20 protein-coding genes and 1 pseudogene are annotated in these 20,390 nt (G+C 37.7%); 17 read left to right on the top strand and 4 right to left on the bottom strand.

The genetic code is table 11. The features are described 5' to 3' along the window. Positions 1-11: 11 nt before the first annotated feature. Complete coding sequence (locus tag MHI04_RS12635; protein WP_340809130.1) at positions 12-473, bottom strand: MarR family transcriptional regulator; 462 nt, start codon at positions 471-473, stop codon at positions 12-14. A gap of 1,428 nt (positions 474-1,901) precedes the next feature. Between MHI04_RS12635 and MHI04_RS12630 the strand changes: the two genes are divergently transcribed. The 8 genes from MHI04_RS12630 (at position 1,902) to MHI04_RS12595 (ending at position 9,551) form a co-directional block, all read left to right on the top strand. Beyond that, positions 1,902-2,432, top strand: coding sequence for a hypothetical protein (locus MHI04_RS12630; RefSeq protein WP_036116934.1), 531 nt, complete (start codon positions 1,902-1,904; stop codon positions 2,430-2,432). Between the two features lie 789 nt (positions 2,433-3,221). Then, positions 3,222-3,770 carry a hypothetical protein gene (locus MHI04_RS12625; protein WP_342534886.1) on the top strand — a complete coding sequence of 183 codons (549 nt, stop codon included), beginning with the start codon at positions 3,222-3,224 and terminating at the stop codon, positions 3,768-3,770. A 277-nt stretch (positions 3,771-4,047) separates the two neighbouring features. Beyond that, positions 4,048-5,109: a suppressor of fused domain protein gene (locus tag MHI04_RS12620; protein WP_340809127.1), complete on the top strand. Its 1,062-nt coding sequence runs from the start codon at positions 4,048-4,050 to the stop codon at positions 5,107-5,109. Positions 5,110-5,177: 68 nt separating this feature from the next. After that, positions 5,178-6,839, top strand: coding sequence for a DUF6138 family protein (locus MHI04_RS12615; RefSeq protein ID WP_342534885.1), 1,662 nt, complete (start codon positions 5,178-5,180; stop codon positions 6,837-6,839). A 15-nt stretch (positions 6,840-6,854) separates the two neighbouring features. Then, positions 6,855-7,559, top strand: coding sequence for a DUF4274 domain-containing protein (locus tag MHI04_RS12610; protein ID WP_340809125.1), 705 nt, complete (start codon positions 6,855-6,857; stop codon positions 7,557-7,559). Between the two features lie 13 nt (positions 7,560-7,572). After that, a complete protein-coding gene (locus MHI04_RS12605; RefSeq protein ID WP_036116923.1) occupies positions 7,573-8,373 on the top strand; it encodes a hypothetical protein in 801 nt (266 codons plus the stop codon). A 223-nt stretch (positions 8,374-8,596) separates the two neighbouring features. Beyond that, positions 8,597-9,064: a DUF4259 domain-containing protein gene (locus MHI04_RS12600; RefSeq protein WP_036116920.1), complete on the top strand. Its 468-nt coding sequence runs from the start codon at positions 8,597-8,599 to the stop codon at positions 9,062-9,064. Between the two features lie 19 nt (positions 9,065-9,083). Continuing rightward, entirely contained in the window at positions 9,084-9,551 is a 468-nt protein-coding gene (locus MHI04_RS12595) for a hypothetical protein (RefSeq protein WP_036116918.1), read from the top strand. Positions 9,552-9,612: 61 nt separating this feature from the next. On the opposite strand, the gene MHI04_RS12590 is transcribed toward MHI04_RS12595, so the two are convergent. Beyond that, positions 9,613-10,647 (bottom strand): YdcF family protein, encoded by a 1,035-nt coding sequence (locus MHI04_RS12590; protein WP_342534884.1) that lies wholly within the window; start codon positions 10,645-10,647, stop codon positions 9,613-9,615. A 113-nt stretch (positions 10,648-10,760) separates the two neighbouring features. Further along, entirely contained in the window at positions 10,761-11,927 is a 1,167-nt protein-coding gene (locus tag MHI04_RS12585) for an immunity 26/phosphotriesterase HocA family protein (protein WP_342534883.1), read from the bottom strand. A 192-nt stretch (positions 11,928-12,119) separates the two neighbouring features. Here MHI04_RS12585 and MHI04_RS12580 point away from each other — a divergent pair, with 192 nt between their 5' ends. The 4 genes from MHI04_RS12580 (at position 12,120) to MHI04_RS12565 (ending at position 15,006) form a co-directional block, all read left to right on the top strand. Further along, positions 12,120-12,554: a GNAT family N-acetyltransferase gene (locus tag MHI04_RS12580; RefSeq protein ID WP_058843647.1), complete on the top strand. Its 435-nt coding sequence runs from the start codon at positions 12,120-12,122 to the stop codon at positions 12,552-12,554. 12 nt (positions 12,555-12,566) lie between these two features. After that, positions 12,567-13,055, top strand: a complete 489-nt coding sequence (locus MHI04_RS12575; RefSeq protein WP_058843648.1) for a nucleoside 2-deoxyribosyltransferase — start codon at positions 12,567-12,569, stop codon at positions 13,053-13,055. Between the two features lie 2 nt (positions 13,056-13,057). Next, positions 13,058-13,372 (top strand): YbjQ family protein, encoded by a 315-nt coding sequence (locus MHI04_RS12570; protein ID WP_036117142.1) that lies wholly within the window; start codon positions 13,058-13,060, stop codon positions 13,370-13,372. A gap of 707 nt (positions 13,373-14,079) precedes the next feature. Further along, entirely contained in the window at positions 14,080-15,006 is a 927-nt protein-coding gene (locus MHI04_RS12565) for a WYL domain-containing protein (RefSeq protein ID WP_342534882.1), read from the top strand. Positions 15,007-15,039: 33 nt separating this feature from the next. Here the strand turns inward: MHI04_RS12565 and MHI04_RS12560 are convergent, their stop codons facing one another. After that, on the bottom strand, positions 15,040-15,471 hold the full coding sequence (locus MHI04_RS12560) for a hypothetical protein (RefSeq protein ID WP_036117138.1): 432 nt from the start codon (positions 15,469-15,471) through the stop codon (positions 15,040-15,042). Positions 15,472-15,564: 93 nt separating this feature from the next. On the opposite strand from MHI04_RS12560, the gene MHI04_RS12555 reads away from it, so the two are divergent. From MHI04_RS12555 to MHI04_RS12535, 5 genes and pseudogenes are all read left to right on the top strand, one after another. Further along, positions 15,565-16,779 carry an AAA family ATPase gene (locus MHI04_RS12555; protein WP_342534881.1) on the top strand — a complete coding sequence of 405 codons (1,215 nt, stop codon included), beginning with the start codon at positions 15,565-15,567 and terminating at the stop codon, positions 16,777-16,779. Beyond that, positions 16,758-17,252 (top strand): hypothetical protein, encoded by a 495-nt coding sequence (locus MHI04_RS12550; RefSeq protein ID WP_342535774.1) that lies wholly within the window; start codon positions 16,758-16,760, stop codon positions 17,250-17,252. Before MHI04_RS12555 ends, MHI04_RS12550 begins: the two co-directional genes overlap by 22 nt. A 233-nt stretch (positions 17,253-17,485) precedes the next feature. Then, positions 17,486-17,647 (top strand): annotated as a pseudogene (locus tag MHI04_RS12545) (histidine phosphatase family protein); the annotation flags it as partial. Positions 17,648-17,775: 128 nt separating this feature from the next. Next, positions 17,776-18,612, top strand: coding sequence for a serine hydrolase (locus MHI04_RS12540; protein ID WP_036117134.1), 837 nt, complete (start codon positions 17,776-17,778; stop codon positions 18,610-18,612). Between the two features lie 474 nt (positions 18,613-19,086). Continuing rightward, positions 19,087-20,349 carry a polysaccharide deacetylase family protein gene (locus MHI04_RS12535; RefSeq protein WP_101966729.1) on the top strand — a complete coding sequence of 421 codons (1,263 nt, stop codon included), beginning with the start codon at positions 19,087-19,089 and terminating at the stop codon, positions 20,347-20,349. Positions 20,350-20,390: the final 41 nt, after the last annotated feature.

Below are 20,390 nucleotides of genomic sequence, written 5' to 3'. Positions count from 1 at the left end.
CTTTTACAGCTTTAATGTGACTTCATGTTTTTGGTAATAGCGTTTAAAAATCGAATAATTGTCTCTAATTCCGAAGTGTTAAAATCATTAAGGATACTTAAGTAACGATTTTTTGCCTGCTCATGTAATTGATGGTGGATAAGCGCAAGCATCTCCCCTGATTTTGTTAGCATATAATATACTTCCTTTTTATTATCTTCTTGCTGCATTTTTTCAAGGATATTATGCTCTAATAGCTTTTTTACTGCTTTTGTAATCGCTGGTTTCGAAACATTTAAAGTTTCTGAGAGTGTGATGTTATTCGCCTTTCCTTTCTCTTTAATTGCTGCAACAATGTGTAATTGTGTCAATGTCCAATCTGAAACAATTGCTTCCTCCTGACTGACTTTCATTCCTTTTCTTCTTCTGTCAGCCGATTCTCTTTCTGTAATTAATCGTTGCAAAGCTTCTATAACATCATTTTTTTTCTCCATTTGTGTCACCTAGCCTTATTTTATTTTAGTTAACTGGTTAACGATTTAAATTTTATATTTTATTTTTATTTATGTCAACAGGTATATTTAACGAGGTGATTTAATAGTTAATCAGTTAATAATAAGGGTGATATTAGCGATTTGACCGTAGCTATGCCTAGTGAAACTTGGATGTAGTGCAGTCAACTAAAATAAAATGAAGAAATTCATTGTAGTTATAGTTCAACTTTATGGTTCACTGTATCTGAGTGACTTTTAATAGCTATTATTTTCTAGTTGTCCAGTCCAGTTTTTTGTACACTAAGTACTCCAATAGGGTATTGAGCGAGTGAAAAAGCATCAGAACTGGAACGGTAAATACTGTGCTCCCCGAATTTTAAGTGCAGATCGTTGGAATAGTTTCTTGCAAAGCATTAGCCATGCTATGACTATGAGTAACCGTAATGAACTAATTAAAAAGAATGATGACATTATAAAATTTACAAATTCAATAACTAAAGAAGCAGTTGGATAAATTCGATAATGGCATTATGGCAGGTGGTGACTTTGAAAGGTTGAAAATTATTATAAAACAGCGAAGTAGCTATCCTGAAATAAAGTATTACAGTTTTGTGAAAATATCATTTTAAAATGAGAATTATAAAAGTAAAAAAATCAAGTGTTTACTTGTGGTTAAGTAAAATTGTTTCTTTTGTCATATGAAGGAATAAACAAACGCCAATTCACGCCAATTTCACCTCCTTTAATTGGCGTGTAATGTATATGCACGCCATAAAATGAGACTATGAACGCCAGAAATTTGGCGTCAATTCATCCTTTAAATGGTGTTGTTGGTGATGATAGGATAATGTTTACTCGAGTTAAGTTTAGCTATAGCTAGAAAAAAATTATTTATGTCATATTAGTATGTACCTGTTCTGTAATGTTTTACTAATATAAATATTTGTTGATAATTTTGTTTTAAAAAAATAGTTAGTTAATAGTATTAAATTAAAAATAAAGGATGATTTTTAAATGGCAACAGTTCGTTCAGATGCTTATAATACTGGTAGAAGTATGGGAGAAGCATTAAATAATACAAAAGCAGGTAAAGCTATTAATAATGCTGCAAAAGCAGGTGCTAAAGGTGCCTGAAAAGGCGGCGGAACTGGTATGCTTTTAGAATTTGGAGTTAGATCTGTAAATAATATTTATAATGATGTAATTCGTGGTTCTAAATAGTTCTAGAGAGGTAGAGGATAGGACATAACTAAATGATTCCTTCATAAAGCCGAATAATCTCTAAATTAACTAACACGATAATTAGAAAAACCGAACTATTATTGAAACACTTCATTAGCGTTTCAATAATAGTTCGGTATTTTTGTTAGATTAAACACTTTTGTCCCAGCTTCTACTTTTATAATTTTATTGTTAATGAGGATAAAAATGTATAATATCATTTATAATAGTCTAACTAAATTGGATTCTGTGTTATTAGTTTATTTGGATAAGGATATGGGTAGAAATAAAATAGAATTAGTTAGTGAAAATGGTCTACTTTGGTTAATTCCTACATATCAAAATTCAATATTAAGTAAGGTTGAATACTTTTCTTTTATTATTAATGATCAATTTTGGGTTTGTGATCCTAACTGCTATCGTATTCATGTTATTGATGAGATGAATTTTTCGTATATTGAAGACTTATTAACCCAGCAAATAAATAAAGTGGTGGTTGTAAACAATTCAAGTACAGGAAAAGATTTGAATAATAATACTTTTGAAGTAGTAAATAAAACAAAAGTATTTTCAAACTTAGATTCAGCAATTTGTTATACGGCAAACTTAAAAAATATAACCGAGGACTCTGCGGTTATTTTTCAAATAATTAACCCAGAAGGAAAATTGCATTTTGTGGACTGTGAGTGCTTAATGAGGAATAAAAAAATGGTGAACGAATTTATTATGCAGGATTAAAAATTACGCCTAATTTATTAGAAGGTACCTGGACCTTTCAACTGATTCATCAAAATAAAATAATAGATTCAAAAGCCGTTTTATACAAAATCTATAAAATTAACTATGGAAAAGATAAGAATAGTCATTTTACGAAAAAAAATTTCAATTTTAATTTAGAAATTTGAACGATATTAATTTTAGGAAGGGATTTTTATGAGTACTGGTAGGCAAATAGCTTCAATTTTTATATTACTATATTTTGTAGTTTTTTTTATAGTTTCAAAAATCTTTTCATTATCATCTACATTCAATTACATAGTTTGCGGAGCAGGATTAATAATTTCTGTTATTCTACATATGTATTTTAAATTTAAATATGAAAATATTAAAAAACCAGGTTCTCGTTAAATTGAGTACCTGGTTTAATTAATTCCATAAATTTTATCTTGCTAATACTTATTCTAATGTATGTGCGAACGAACATTCTATGTAAGGGAGATGAACTCAACTTAGAGGAAATCGCAACCGCATTAAGTCTCCGGATTCCAAATATACCCCACATAAGAATACAATTAAATTCATATAAATAAAGGTAGTAAAAAAATCATAGAAATCTTGATTTCAACGTACCTATTCAATTCTAAATACACCCCCATAAAACTAAATCTTAAGAAAAACTTCAGGTTCTACTAAGGAAATATTTAAGATTCGTTGTGTATACTTATTAAAAAAAGGAAATTCACGAAACCATTTGAAGATTTAAAACGTATTGGTAGTAGGAGAGAGAATATTGGAGTAGGTGAAGATATGGCACATGCGATTTACATAGTATTAACTAAAACAGGGACATTACTATCGAAAGCGATAGGCATGTATACGGGCAAAGAGATGAATCATGCATCCATAGCCTTTGATGAGGGGCTTTCTGAGATGTATAGCTTTGGTCGAAGGCAATTAAACAATCCGTTAAGTGGGGGCTTTTTACGAGAGGATGCAGAAAGAGGCCTATTTGAGTCTGCCGATTGTGTCATTTATCGTTGTCGGATATCCCATTATCAATATTTAGAGATGATGAAAATTGTGCGCTATATGTATTGGAATAGGGATCGCTATAAATATAATTTTATCGGTCTTTTTGGTGTAGTGATGCAAAAGGAAGTGAGACGTGAGCGTGCTTATTTTTGTTCCCAATTTGTAGCGACGCTATTAAAAGTGGGTGGTCTAAAAATCTATCAAAATCCAGCATTAATGACGCCTCATTGCCTAGCACAATTACCATATTTAGAAAAAGTGTTTGCTGGAAAACTAGCAGACTATTTACAAGCTACTCGTGAGCCAGTTATGCTGTATGGCTAACGAAGACATACTCCAATCTATAAATGCCTTTCATTACGTATTAATATCAATATATTGAATCAGGTAGGCAATCTTCCATTTTATTTTTTCGTAAAATAGAAGATTGCCTGCTGATTTTTTATTAGTAATATTTACCTCATATAGGATGACCATACACCTAATTGCTGGAAAGCTGAAAATAAGTCCTATTCCTGTTAAAGTACTACCATAAAATTGCTATCATAAATACTAGGTACGTATGTGTAACGATTGAATCATCAGCAAGGAGGATATATAGATGAGTGAAGAACTAACAGCAGTTGGTTGGGATGCGATTGATCAGGCATTAAGACAGGTGTATAGTGAGCAGGAGCCAATGCATTACGGAACCATGATTCCCTACTCGCTAGGAGGACAAGATCCTTTAGATGGGATAAGTGCCTATAAAAGTGAAACCCCGATTCCGCATTGGCATTTTGTTACATATGGTTTCTCGGAATTATATGAAAAAGAATTTGACAATCAAGAATATAGTGGGTATGGATTTGAGCTGACATTTCGCTTAGTACGCAACGAGAATGAAGAGGAGCCACCTGCTTGGGCTTTAAATTTACTGCAAAATATGGGCAGATATGTCTTTAATAGTGGCAATGTTTTTAGAGCAGGGGATTATTTAGATGCAAATGGACCCATCTGTCTTGATGCTGACACGCAATTAACCGCACTCGCCTTCACATATGATCCACAGCTTGCTGAAATAAATACACCAAATGGAAAAATGGAGTTTATTCAAATGGTTGGTATTTCAGAGGACGAGCTAGAAGCGATGCAGACGTGGAATACACTTGGGGTGCTAGAGGCTGGTATTGAGCAAATACCAAGCTATATTACGGATTTAACACGTAATTCTCTCCTGCAAAATCAAGAAGTTGTCGCAGCAGTTGAGCACGGAATGGAGGAAGATGGCTCCAATACGGGTTTTCTTTTTGTAGACCAGCTCGCTTGGGAGATTGGGAAAAAAGGTTGGTTTAACAAACACTCCAATGTTATTCAACTCGGGGCGAAACAGGCAGAGGTCATTAGTAAATTACTACGTGGGCGTATTTTAAAAGATAAAAACCTAAGCTTAGTCGGACAACAAATAACAATCCAATTTAAAGCGGATTCCCAAGTTGGCTATCGTGAGGATGGACAGGAAATTACCATTTCATTGAACAGGGCAGCGGTAGAAGAATTAAGTCAAAAGCTAGTGCCACAAGAAAGCCAATTCACTGTGTCTTCTTTAGCAGGTGTAAGCTTTCAAATTTTGAAAACACATATTAAAAATCAAGAAGGAGCGGTTGTGAAAACAATCGGATAAGATTGATCTCTCGCTAAGGCTTTTTAGCGGGAGATTTTTCTCTAAAAGTAGAAAGGGAGGGTGAGACATTGCAACAGTGTGTAGAACATTTTCTAGCAGCTGTGTGGGAACAACTCACAGCTGTTTATCAACAAGAAAGTAAACGGATAATGGACTTAAAAGAACAAAGTAAATTACAAGCAGGTGTCTTTCATTATTTAAAAGTTGCCTGGAAAAAAGGGAAAAGTCCTAATGGCAATATCTTTATTGATGTCTATGAGCCATTTAGTTGGAGTGATAGTGCCTATAGGGTAGAAGCAGGTCCATACATACAGGAGTTTACCAAAGTAAATCAGATAGAGGAGCTTTTTTCGGCTCTCTGTACAAAAATGGAGACGTTGTTTCAATCCGAGCAATATGGTTTCCGATTTTTTGATTACCATTTTCAAGTAGTCCTTGAATTTGAGCATGACGGGACGATGCTTAGCTATCAGAAAAAGCTTCTCCATGATCATAAGCTAGCGTTAGTGAAAGAGCAGCTGGCCACATTTATTGAAACAAAGGTAATGGCTGAGCTACCTATACGACCAAGTGATCATGATGAATTTTTCTTTGCACAGTATTTAGTCAATCCGCATTTTTTTCATCAGTCAGCCAGTGAAATCGAACCACTTATTTGTCAACTAGAAGTAAAACATTGTGCCAATAAAGAGCGTCTAGACCAATGGGTTTATTATTATACAATGGCGTTTAAGCACTGGGCAGAGAAATATTTTTTACCGTACTATTTTGAACAAACAGGGGATTACATCCAAGAGTGGGTGCTGAAAACTGAGGATATGGCACAGCAACTGGAGCAGGAAAAGCTAAATTTCTTTCTTTATGTAGCATTGAAAATTGGTCAAAAAGAGCCAGCTACCCGTTTAGAGTATCTCGAGCTTGCCAAACAGTTGGGCTCACAGCAAGCTGTTGATTATTTGCAAAAAGGAAGCGGTCGTTTTGAAAGCATGCGGAAGCGTGAGATGTTCCAAGGGCAAGCAAATGATGTTTTACAGACAATTGATATACGAGTAATAGTTGAAGAGGAAGCGGCTTATCGTGAAGCGCTTCATTATATCATTCAACTGTTGCAGGAAGGTTTTCCAAAGGGCTATAAGCTAACCTTCAAGAGTAAAGTGAAAAATTACCTTCCTGTTAAAAAGTTAGCCAAGTCAAAGCTCCATCAGTTTTTTGCCAATTGCCTTGAATATCCTAGCCTTTTTCCGTTAGTAGCGAATTATGCACAGATTGCTATGGAGGAATTTGCATGGTATCAAGATGTCGAGCCGAGCGAAAAATCAGCGATGCCTGGCACCTATGCGGTCTTTGGTTTAGGTCTCTATAGTAAGGCTTATTTCCCGCTCGTTGAACATTATATGGCACTAGTGGATACAGAGCATCAATCTGTGCAGGATGCTTATGCCGAGGCTTTTCAGGAGGTACATGGCCTAGCAGTGGAGGTGATGCCTGTGTTCGTAGCTATTCTATTAGGTGGGAGTGAATCGGCTAAGCCATTAAAGGGCATGGACATCAAGGGGTTAGACTTACTTACGGCACTTGTGCAAGAACTGGAGAAAAAAGAAGACTACCAGCGTGCATTTATTTTATATCGAATATTTGGTAGTTCCAAGAAGATCGCACAACGTCTAAAGCAAGAAGAAGCACCGATGAAAAATGAGCTGCAGAAATTATTGCAATGGATGGATTTATGAAAGGAGGGCAGTTAAATGGAATGGGCGAAGGTGTGTAAAACTAAGGATATTGAGCGCGTGCGAGAGGCGGTAAGCAAGCTGGATGTCAATGAGCGGGATGTACGTGGGAGAACGCCGTTAATGCTTTTCCTAACAAATCGAATGCCACTTGAAGCAATCAAGCTGCTATTGGCACAAAATATTGATTTAGAGGTACGAGATAAGCTAGGTGATACGGCGCTTAAAAAGGCTGTAAAATTTAAGCAAGCAGAGGTACTTTCATTACTACTTGCTGAAGGTGTAGATTTACAGGCGCCTGAGGGGATTACCGCTACAGCTTGGTATGCAGCAAGAGACCATAGAGGGATTGCGGATTTATTGCTGGATACGCCTGGAGCCATTCGACTGACCTTGCAGGCAGCAGAACAGCTGCAAGTGGAGTCCATTTTATATGAGGAATCCCTTAATACAATGTGCCATGAAATAAGTAAGGTGTCATCAGCTGTCATTTTGCATGCCATTGTGAATGGCTATAATTGGGATGATGGACCAGAGCCCATGCTTGCAGCGTTAGCCAATCCAGTATGTGCACCTATAACCATGATGGACATGTTTGAACTGATGGAAGGCGAGTATTGGCTAGAACAAACAGAAGAAGAACTAGCGAGCTCCTATTGGAAACGACCATGGAAAGAGATGGCAGAAATACTACAGGAAAAGTTGAAATTCTGTGATAGATAGTGAGGAATGTGCAATGGATCAGAAAGCAAAAAAAATTTTAATGCAAACCTATTGGCAATCAGGTAGATGGCGGTCAGGCGGATATACTTATACAGAAGAAGATTTTCAGTATGCCAAAAGTAAGGGCTTGATGTTTGACCGATTAACCATTACTCATGATGAATGTGTACAGAGGTTACGACATCTTCATGAAGAAGGTGTAACAAAGGAGCTTGTGGTGACAGCATTTTTGCATAGCTTATCGACGCGTAAAGTATATTTGCGCAGTGCCTTATCCAGCTGGGCTCTTACCCATGACCTACTAATCCACACGTATCATGAGCGACCTGTTACATTAGTATCCTATAGTGGCTGTGGGTACTGTAATGAGCAGAAAATCATGTCAAATGAAGAATATGTAAATGAAGATTTAAATGTGCTTAATTTTGAACGAATGAAGTGGGGAGGTGTTCGTCTCAATTGGCTCTTATATTGTTTGCTAGATTTAGAATGTTTAGTGAAAGAACAAGAGACGTTTACGGTGTGTGAGGAAGATATAATGATAGTAAAACAGATGATCGCGGCAATAGAATCCTGTAATGAGACGGATGCAGCTAGACAGCTGGAGAAGCGCTGGAAGGATGTTTTTAAGTCCAATCAATATGAACGAGATGCTGTGATGGAAATCTGGGGCTATGCTGGTTTACTAGTATCACAGGATGATTATCGCAAGGAGCGTGGACGTGGAACGGATTTTATGTCAATGGCTACCTGGAGAGGACAAGATGGCTATTCGCAAGATAAGATGCAGTTTTACTTTGGCTCCTATCTGTAAATTTGGACTAGCTACGCCAACTCATAAGACAATATTCTGTTAGACAATCCTGATAGCGCAACCATATGGAATGAGCTCTAGCATGCTTCTAATTTGATCGTTTGCTGTTGACATGTTCATTGGGAGACGCCCCCTAGTAATGTGCGCTGATGGTGTGCTAATTTTAAATACAAATGGTTGCGAAAAGCTTTAATTAGATAGATGAAGGGAGAAGTGTAGGGAAATGGGTGCATGGGGATACAAAGCATTGGAAAGTGACGAAGGTTTAGATGTAGTGGGCTTTTTACAAGATTTTATGAAGCATCACAAAGAATCGAGTCAGATTACCTTGTGGAGCATTGTCCAGATGATGAAAAATAAAGGCTTTTTTGGAGACAACTTTGAGGATATCGATTTTTTCTACGATATTAGCGCTATGGCACTGGCAGAGCTTTATTGCCAATATCTTGATACAGGTCAAATCTATGGTTACGAAAGTAAGAATGTACAAGTGCACTGGACAGCAAATGAAGACTCTTTGACATTTATTTTACAGTATCTAAAGGACATTCAAGATGAAAAGCCTGATCAGCATGGAGGGAGAGAAATGACAGAACTATGGAGAGAGTCCGAGAGTTGGCTAGAATGGCAGTCGAATCTAGCCTATCTTATACAAAGGATTGAACAAGAAATCAGCTGTTTGCAGCAATAAAAAAGGGAGGTCATTGGAAGTGACCTATGATTTTTGGATAATGGCTTCCATCATGGAATTGCTTGACTATCCAGATGAGGAAAATGATCATTATATTCCTCAGCCAACATTGCAAGCCATTATGGATGTGCTTAATATCCAAGTGCCAATAAAAGAAATTTACGAACGTTTTTTTGATCAGTCCATTCATACAGGGCATGTTTTAGTATTTGCTAATAAGCATCTGCCGCATGCCTGTATTGTACTTGATACTTATCGTGATCCACTAGATCAGCAGGATTTAATTCGATTTGGCTGGAGGGTGGCAGCGAAGGATGTTTGTCTAGTAAGACAGTTATCTCGGAAACTATTTGACAATTGTGATGAGGGCATTCGCTACGAGGAAGGTCAATCTATTCTCTATCAGGTACTGCAGGAACAAAGCTATCCTCGTAAATACTACTACGAGACGGTATTTGAGCAAAAAATGAAGAACTATATGGTGTGACCAATCATAAAAGGATTCGTGACACTTCCTATAGAAAGTGCGCGAATCCATATGAAAGACATTATACAAAGAAAAAACTAAATAAAGATAAGATGATGGAAATGCCAACAATAGGTCCAATCATTTTCATATGTCGTTTTCGTCCCATCACAACAATCGCCACATACTCACGAATCATGGCATTTGGCCAATAATAAAAGGCTGTCTTTGATCCTATGCCTTGACTATTCAAGCCCGCAAGTCTTGCATAAATACCAGCGCGAAATAGGTGGAAGTTATTCGTCGTAAAAATACTGCTATAGTCCTTACCTTGTTTCCGATCATCCATCAGTTGTTTAGAAAATAACATATTTTGATAGGTATTGACAGAGCGGTTCTCCTGTAAAGTATGCTCAATTGGAATGCCTTTTTCAATCGCATATCGTTGCATTGCTTCAGCTTCAGGTAGATTCTCGTCAGGACCTTGTCCACCAGAGAAAATAATGGTTGGTGGCGTAGTAACAGCCGCTTGCTTATGGTAGAAGTCCATTGCTTTTTGAATTCTACTAGCTAACAGCGGCGGTACTTTGTCATTGATCAAGCCACTTCCTAGCACGATGATAAAATCTTGATTCAGCTTTGGTCGATTGAATTGATAAAGAAAATAGGCGGACAAAAAATTAGATAAATGGATAAAGAAATAAAACGTGATCAGCGAGATCCCACCAAAGATCGGTTGGAGGTGGATTGAAAACACACTCGCTGGATAGATAATCGGTAAGAGGATAAATAGCAATATGCCTATGGCGACCAGTAATGTTAAAGAATTGGCCAAACGTCGACCTTCTCGCTTTATCAATACTCTCGCATTTAAAAATAAACCAAACATTAAGGCAAGAATGCCAAAAGGAATCAAGATAAATAGGGCAATAAAAGGGATAATAACAATGAGCCTTAAAAAGTAATGGTCAGATGCTAAAGATGCGATGACGCAGAATAACAGAAAAGAACAAATAAATAGATTAAATAATAGTCCATTGATCATTTTTCTTGGGTCTTTTAAATAAGAAATGAGAAAAATGACAAAAAGAATGAGTGGAATAATGCCAAAATACATACAAAATGCACCTCTAGTGATGGAGTGGTTGATGATATCTTTATATTATAAGTCATAATTGGGCGAAATCAACCATCGACAAAATGACAAGAGGGAGCCTGACGATACTCCCTCTATTTTTTGTGTGAGCGATTTTCGGATTTATGGAGATAATGAAGATATTCATGACGCGTTAATCCGCCAGTTTGACGATTAAATTCATCATAAGTAATATCTGCTGGTAAGCCAAATTCAGCGAATGCCTGTTGATGTTCTTTATGATAGTACGGATGAGCCAGTGATCTAGATGCATTTTCTTCCTCTGATTTCAACCAATCAGTTGCAACGCCTGCAGAGACACCGTGGTTTGTAAAACGATTGCCTGTTTGAAATGTAGTGATAGATGCTGGCTTGCTAATCGTTCCTGTGCCCCATGAAAGACGGTAACGAGGCTCCTTCCCATAGTGGAGAGTCTGTCCGTAACCTAGAGGGAATAAAATATCGTCTTCTGTTAACGTTTTATGACCAAGCTTTTCATAGCAGCCCCTCATAAAATAGTCGTCCATGACGATTTGTGTTTGGGAAGCTAATGGAGCAGCGGTAATTTCCTCAAGAGAAGGCAAACGCTCTGTCGTGGTCAACAGATAAGGACGAATAAATAAAGGCATAGTCATCACATTATGCCAAATACTATCTTCTGCAAATAACTGATCTTTTTGCATTTGCCGTAAATCGCCAATAACCAGCACATAGCCGTTGACGAATAGATCAATCTCTACACGAAAAATATCGCCTGGTATAGCCTTATAACGTAAACTTTTCATCTTTGTCAGCTTTTTTAGCTTGTCTGCGTAATCTGTAGGAAGCTGAGTCGGAAATTGCAGTAGCCAATCCATGATCGCCGACTTAGTCGTTAAATGCTCAAAACCTGTAAGCGGAAGCTGATAATATGTTTTTGCATTGCGAGCTGTAATATAGCTTGATGGCTGGTGTTCATTGCCTAGACCAGCAGAAAAAATAACACCTGTTGCTTTCACGGCAGAAATCGTTGTGTAATTTAATTTCTTTTCCTTTCCACGTGCGGTTTGTGGGACAATCATTTCACGATTACGTGTTAAAATGTCCACATCAGCTTCCTGGTAGCTATGCTCATTAACGAAAATTCTTTTTTTAATCACATCCCCCTCGAAGCAAATAAAGTAATCTTCTCGAATTTGATGTGTGTCCCAATGATTTTCTAGCATATGTAGACCGAAATAAGGGCGTAGTGAATTTGTTAGCCAACTAGTAAATAATGTCAATAAGACTTCCTCCTTACGTATGTTTGTTATGTGGGTCAAGTATACTGAATTTGACGGATGACGAAAATAGGATGGGTGAAAAATGGTTAAAATAGTTGCTTTTATGTGATAGCAACGATTGCTTTCGGAGCAGAAGGCCGCCTTTTTCATCAGGCTATAGAACTGTTATAATGACAGACAGAGGTGATGAACATGCATATTTTGACGATTGAAGGCATACCCTATGCTTGGCTTGAGCCATTACAGGAAATTCATGCTCACGTCTTTGACGGTGCCAAACTGCCAGTCGAAAAGCTAGAAAAGAAAGAAGGTCTTCTTTGTTTATTGGCAGTTGAAGATGAGGCGCTATTCGGCTTTAAACTGGGCTATCCACATCCAGATGGTGTTTTTTATAGTTGGTTGGGTGGTGTTCATGTGACAATGCGGGGGCGAGGTATTGCTAGTCAATTAATGAAGGCGCAGCATGCGGCTATTCAGGAAGTAGGATTTCAAAAAGTTCGTACATATGGTAGAAATACACGCAAAGCCATGCTCATTACCAATCTCAAACATGGCTTTGATATCGTTTCAACATTTCTTGATGAAAAAGGAAGACATAAAATTATATTTGAAAAAACATTCGATTAAGGAGTTTTAAACATGAAAGCATATTTAGCAAACGGATTATTTTCTTTAGGAGATCGCTTCGTCAATGAGCAATTGGCAGCAGCTATTCGGGAGGCCGTGCCAGACATCGCTTTATACGTACCACAGGAAAACGATGCTATCAATGATAAATCAGCCTATGCAGATAGCTTAGCCATTGCTCAAGCAGATTTAGAAATGCTGCAAAATAGTGATGTATTGATAGCTGTATTGGATGGGGTTGAAATTGATTCAGGTGTGGCCGCTGAAATTGGTGCGTTCTCTATGCTGAATCGTCCTATTATTGGTGTACTGACAGATGTTCGTCAGCAAGGACGAGACAATATGCAAAAAATAGAGGCGCTAATCCGAGATGGGCTAGAGAATCAGTTCGTTTACCGTAATCTATTTGTTGTGGGGTTAATTAAACGTAATGGCGTTATAACGTCTTCCATTGAAGAGGCTGTGGAAGCCGTACAAAAATTGAACAACGAGGAGGCATAATCATGCTGTTAGCTACATCAGACGTGATAGCAGGAAAAGACATTATCGACACTTTAGGACTAGTGCGAGGAAATTCTGTTCAATCAAGAAACATCGGTCGAGACATGATAGCTGGTCTTCGTAATATTGTGGGTGGCGAGATGAAAGAGTATGCTGAGATGCTTGTGCGTTCTCGCGAAATCGCCACACAGGCAATGATAGAGGAAGCCCAACAAATGGGAGCAGATGCCATTGTAGGTGTCCGTTATGCGACTTCATCTGTAATGGATGGCACATCAGAAGTGTTGGTATATGGAACGGCTGTGAGATTTAAATAACAGTTTCAGACTGGGGGATAGAAGCCATCGAGAAGTTTGATATGCTCTCGATGGCTTTTGTCATTTTTTTCTCTCTTTCATATTCAACATTTGGTAAACTATTACCAAAAGAGCGCTTGCATGGACATTTTTTTAGACTTCTTAAAGTTACCCATCGCATCCGTAAAACCATGCTTAATGGTTTCTTTGATTTGTTTGATGTTATTGAACTATCGTAAATGTTCAGCTTCCTTCACATAGAATCCCCAAATAGGAAGTTGAATGAGTTCTTACTTTCTGTACATTTTGGTAGGCTTGGTCACCTCAAACGCTTGCTTTTCATCAACATATGTAGTTGGAGTTCTTTATGTAGAAGCTGATGGAATGAAGAGCGCTGACTCCTGCGGGAGAAGCGGAAGTTGAGATTCTGGACTGAGAGGACGTTTTCTGTGTGAAAGCGAAGCGGAGGGAAATAGCTTGACTGCGCCTGTAGCGGAAATCAACGGCTTTACTTTATTTTATTGCGAAAATGCTGCGTTTATCGAATTTATTGTAAAATTTTAGTTAATTATGTTAAAAATACAGTCTATTGTGCTGCTTTAATGATGTTTTATCATAAGATGCGTATAATACCTATTATGCAGATAAGGTATAATGGTTATGGTAGTAAAGGTTAATGATGCCCAACTTAGAATCTGTTGGGCATGATAGAAGAAAGAGTGGGATATATGGTAGATTCACAACAAAGCAAAGGCTATCGTGTTCTTTCGATATTTGATCGATTGATGGATGGCCAAGGAATCAACAAGAAGCAGGAAGCATTGACACATCAGGTTGGTGAAAAAACCATACAACGGGATATCGACGAAATTCGTACATATCTGAGAAAGGCTAAACTTAATTGCCGCTTACAATATGTTCGTACAGAAAAAGTATATAAACTAATACAAACAGATCATAATCGTTTATCTAAAGAACAAGTATTAGTTATTATTAAAATACTAATTCAATCAAGAGCATTTAGTAAGACTGAGATGAATGAACTGTTGGAGAAGCTTATTTCTATTGTGGCAGCAGATCAGGATGCTCAAATACTATTAAAGGAAAAATCGGTAGAGGTAGATGTACAACATAACCAATCCTTAGTACCATTCATTTGGAGCATTTCAGCAGCCATTCAAAAGAACAAGGTCATGACAATTGATTATGTAGCTGAGGGAGAATGTATCTCCACCGAAAAGATGGTAAAGCCTCTAGCTGTGATCTTTTCAGCACCCTATTTTTATGTTCTAGCAGATAATCAAGATAGTCCAACTGTTTACCGAATGGATCGTATTCAGCATCTTCGTGAACAGGATAAAACATTTCAAATAGGTGAGCTCCACAAGGATCAGCCATTGATTGATGTTAGTGAGCCTATACGATTTCTCTATAGAGGAAAGTACCCCCAAACTGTTTTCAATCGATTTCCGACAGCCAAGCTCGTATCGCAAAATGATCATGCCTACTTATTTGAAGCAAATGTGTTTGGAAACGACATCAATAGGTGGTTTTTAAGTCAGGGAGCAGATCTAGAGATATTGGAGCCAATCGAGCTGAGAGAAGAGATGATAGAAACTATACAGGCAATGCAGCAAAATTATCATTGTATTTAAAAACCCGCGCAATTTTAAGCACGGGTTTTACTATTACTGAAAAAGTTGTTCAATGAATGTCAAATCGACATCATGATTGAGCTTGTAATCTTTCATATAATTTTCTTCATATAAATAAACGAATAAATGGTGATTATCATCTATACGTAAGCCGATTTCCCTGTCATCATTGATCGATAACGTCAGCCAATAAGCTTCTTTAAAATCGGATTTAGCAAACCATACTTTTTTTAATGGCAGGTCTTTTAATGGCTGCATTATTTGGTCGATTTCTGCTTTATTTGTAAGCATGATCGTTTTTTCATCCGAAGAACGAATGACTTCAATTTCATGAATTTCCTTCAAATCGAGACGCTCTGTTACCTCTGTTGTAAAATCGGTGTCCCTTGTTAGTAGCATTGTTGAGATATACAGAATAAGTAATGGTAGTAAAATGCCTAGAAGTAGTTTGTATCTTTTTTTCATACTCGTCTCCTTAAATTCTAAAAATTCGCACATATGTATTCTTTTCCACGCTATAATTGAGCATATACTGAAATGATAAAGGAAGGCAATAAAATGACATATAATTATGCAGAAAAAGAACTATTTTATCCAGATAGAACTATTATGTATCGAGGCGGCGTCAAAAAAAATGATTTTGGCCATGATATCTATGATGGGAAAGGCATGCTTTTTGATCAAGATGGCGAGCTCTTATTCGAGGGGGAATTCGTCAATCATATGAAGCAAGGCAATGGCATCATGTATTTAAAAGGGCAACTTATTTATCAGGGAGAATTCATTCAAAATAAAAAACAGGGTCATGGCATTTTATATAAGGATGGTCAAAAGCATTATGAGGGTCATTTTCGCAATGATTTAATGGATGGCTATGGCATCTTATATTATGAAGAGGATGTGACGGCTCCTTATCAAGCATTGCGGGCACAATATCCTCATTTAAATCAGCCACAGTATGAGGGTGATTTTGTACATGGCATGAAAAAAGGAAAAGGCAAGCAGTATTATCCAAATGGGTTTTTACAATATGAGGGTGATTTTATTTGGCATCATATGCAAGGGGCTGGTAAGCTCTATTATCCGACAGAATCACCAACGGCTGAAGAGCTTGCCCGTGGTGTCACAACATGCCACTATGAGGGTCATTTCTTTGAAGATCTGAAACATGGCAAAGGGAAAGTTTTTTCTAGGCAGGGTATGCTGGAAGCGGAAGGACAGTTTAAAGAAGATAAGATGACAGGGCATGGAACGCTTTATTATGCCAATGGACAGGCTTCCTATAGAGGGGAATTGGTTCATGGCAAAAAGCATGGACGAGGCGATTATTTTAATGAAGATGGCAAAATTATTTACAGTGGTGAATTTATCAATGATGAACGATTGCGCATTACACCTGAAATCGAACAGGAGATTACTAAACTACAAAAGCAATTGGACAGTCTTGTAGGATTGCCGAACGCAAAAAAAGAATTACATAATTTAATAAACTTCATTAAAATCCAAAGCCTGCGTGTCGATCATGGATTAACAAGCTTTCCAATTACGTATCATCTTGTTTTCTCAGGCAATCCAGGGACAGGTAAAACAACAGTGGCACGCATTATTGGCCAAATCTACAAGCATCTTGGCGTGTTATCAAGCGGACATTTTGTTGAAACAGATCGCGCAGGATTGGTCGCTGGATATGTAGGGCAAACAGCACTCAAGGTTCAGGAAGTTGTTAACAAAGCAAAGGGGGGGTTCTCTTTATTGATGAAGCCTACTCATTAATTCATGATAAACAGGATGCATTTGGTAAGGAAGCGATTGACAGTTTATTAAAAGCAATGGAGGATCTACGTGATGACTTAGTAATTATCGTTGCTGGGTATACAGAGCTTATGGAGGAGTTTTTACAAGCTAATCCAGGCTTTAAATCTCGCTTTAATCATTTTGTCCAGTTCGATAATTTTAGCACCGATGAACTCTTTGCTATTTTTGCTATGCTTTGTCAAACGAATGATTATCAATTCGGAGAAGCATTTGCCCAACATATGAAAGTGCAGCTACGCCAAATGCCAATTGAAACAATTCCTAATTTCTCGAATGGTCGCTATATTCGAAACCTGTTTGAAAAATTGGTGACGATCCAATCAAACCGATTGATTCAACAGGCAACAATCTCGAAAGAAGAATTGATGACTTTTGAGGAGCAAGATATTTTACAGGGCCTATCAGAAAAGCTTTTTGATAACACTTTTTAAGATAAGGAGTAGACGAATGAAAAAATGGTTTGCCATTATTTTAGTGTGTGCTTGTATTTTACCACGGATAATAACGATTCATGTTACAGTAAATAATCATATAAATGTCCATAAAAACAATAAAAGTTAATGAGTTATGCTTGATATGGTAATATAATACAAAATATACGCTATCGTTAACGAACACGGATGCCTTTAATTGGTATTTTCGTGCACCGGATGGAGAAAGTTATGAGACTGTTGTGCGCAGACTAACATCTTGGCTTGACGGGATTCAACAATTCCCAAAAGTGATTATTGTCTCGCATGGTCTGACTGGGCGAATTTTACAGGGTGTCTATGCAGGACTTAATAAAAAAAGGCACTCAAGATGTATTATTCAAGTCAACCAATAAAGAAATCTCAAGAATTTGTTCTAATATCGAAGATGATTAGTACATATAAAGATATTTGAGTTCATCACATTGTTCTCAAGGAATATTCAGAAATGCCACCTATTATAATGTGTAGGAGGCGTTTTTTTATGAAAAAATGGATGTTATGTTGTTGTATTTGTATCGTGGTTTTCTTATTTTATTATACAAACAAAATATATGAACGCGCTCAGCTAGAACTGCCATCATTACATAGTCATAATGCTTTATTGCTCAATGAACAAGGCGAAGTATTATACGAAAAAAATGCAGATGCTATTATTTATCCAGCTTCCTTAACCAAGATTATGACAGCCATCGTTGCCATAGAGATGACAGAGGATTTACAAAGACAAACAATTGTAGAACCTCAAACGATTGCCAACTATACGGCCCAAAATGCTTCGATGGCAGGCTTTCAAGCAGGAGACTTTGTTACAATGGAGGATTTATTATATGGCACACTCCTTGCCTCAGGTGCCGATGCAACAGGAACTCTTGCAGATGCTATCGCAGGCAGTGAGGACAAATTCGTCACTTTGATGAATAACAAGGCGCAGGAATTAGGCATGCATGATACATATTTTGTTAATACCAGTGGCCTACATGATGAGGCACATGTATCTAGCGTGCGGGATATCAGTAAGCTTCTACGCTATGCGTTAGAAAACCCTATCTTTTATCAAATATTTACCTCGAAAAGCTATACAACCCATGTGCCTAATGAATTAATTATCACAAACTCGTTGTTTACAAAAGTGCCTAGTGTAGATGGCCCCATACTAGGAGGGAAAACAGGATATACACCAGAAGCAGGGCTCTGTCTGGCGTCCATTATCGAAAAAGAAGGAAAATCATTTCTTTTCATTACAACCAATGCCCCGACCTATGTTTGGACGCCACCCCCTCATATCGAAGATGCTTTAACTGCCTATGATGCCCTGTAAGTGGAAAAAAGATGAAAACATCTCAACTTTTTCATCGTTTCCAACGTCTTATTTGAAAGGAAGACATTTCTTGTTTTGCGATGGTGCTAGATAATCCATTTTTGAGGGAAGTCTCTCCTGGATCAAGCAAAACGATTACTTTTTGTAGCCCTTTGCTTATTGATGCGGGGAAGATGCCCTCATGGTTGGGGAAGCTCTGGGGAATTCGCTCCAAAATAGGAGCGAGCCACTCAATCACTCCACAAAAAGGAGGGCTCAACATGTCATTATCATAATCTACGCATAGTTTTATAGAAAAAAGGGAAGGAGAAATGTAGTAAGGTTAATATTATACAGATGTGAAGGCTCTTGGAAGATGGAATCTAGTCGATTACTACTATTTTCTGGTCTGAATGGTTACTCTATAATGATAGTTAATTCTTAGCATTTTTTTAGCAAACGACATGGGAAGACATCTAAGGACGGTGAAGAACAATGACAAAATTTTTACCCTATGCAATCGTGTTGACATTGATGATGTGTTTATTTGCTGGGCAATTGTCAGCAAGTGCTGAAGGGCCAGTGGTAATTCAAAAAGTGATGAAGGATACGGTCATTTATGAAAAGCCTTCCAAAACTAGCAATGAGATGGGGGAATTGGCGAAGGGACATTTTGTCACAGTGACGCAAGCAAGCAAAGGGTGGACACATATTCAAACGCCAGAGCAGGCAGGCTTTGTGCCATCTGATGTTTTAGTCAAGTTGAAGTCTGTCGGCTATTTAGTCATTCAAAAGGGTGGTGCGACGCTATTTACTGCGCCAAGCCAAAATGCACAGCAGGCAGGATCGCTTTATGAAGGACGCATGATTTATGTGTATGGCACAGCACCTGGAGGCTGGTCTTTCGTCCAATATGGGCAGGATATAGGATATGTGGCAACAAATGCTTTAAAAAAACCTGTTCCAACGAAGAAACGAATCAACGCTGTGGCTGGTGCTGAATTACGTTTAACTGCTAGCCCACATGGAGAAGTTCTTGGTACACTTGCCAATAATACAGCTGTCCAGTATTACATAACGCTTGCAGGCTGGGCCTATGTAGAAGCGGGCGACCAAAAAGGGTATGTCAAAGCTTCTGAGCTAGCCAATATTCAGCTAACCGATAATAAAGTGTATAATAAAGGTGTGCCAGTAGTGAAGGGTGCTAAAAAACGTGTAGCTTTAACATTTGATGATGGGCCTAACGCCAAGGTAACACCGCAAATATTGGCGACTTTAAATAAATACGATGCGAAGGCTACATTCTTTATGGTAGGGAAAAATGTGTCAAGAAATGCTGCTATCGTCAAGCAAGTCTATGAGGCTGGGCATGAAATTGGCAACCATACCTTGAATCACAAAAAATTAACGGCTTTATCCATAGCGGAGGTTAAACAAGAAGTCAATGGCACAAGTAATGCGATTTATACAGCCATTGGCCAATACCCAACCGTTTTCCGTCCACCGTATGGGGCGACAAATGATCAAGTGCGCTCGTTCATGACGATCCCTTCGATTTTATGGTCGATTGATACACTAGATTGGAAACATCATAATGCGGATAAAATTTTAGCGTATGTGAAAGCCTCTGTAAAAGATGGCAGTATCATTTTAATGCATGATATTCATCAAACGACAGCGAATGGTTTAGAAAATGTCATTCTTTATTTACAGAAACAAGGCTATGAATTTGTTACAGTGAGTGAGATATTACAATAAATAATAGAAAAGCTGTGCAATTGTCTTCTAGAGACCACTGC

The sequence above is a fragment of the Lysinibacillus sp. FSL K6-1151 genome, from assembly GCF_038630755.1.
Lineage (GTDB): Bacteria > Bacillota > Bacilli > Bacillales_A > Planococcaceae > Lysinibacillus > Lysinibacillus fusiformis_D.
The sequence above is the reverse complement of the archived record's forward strand: the minus strand, read 5'-3'. Positions and strand labels throughout refer to the sequence as shown.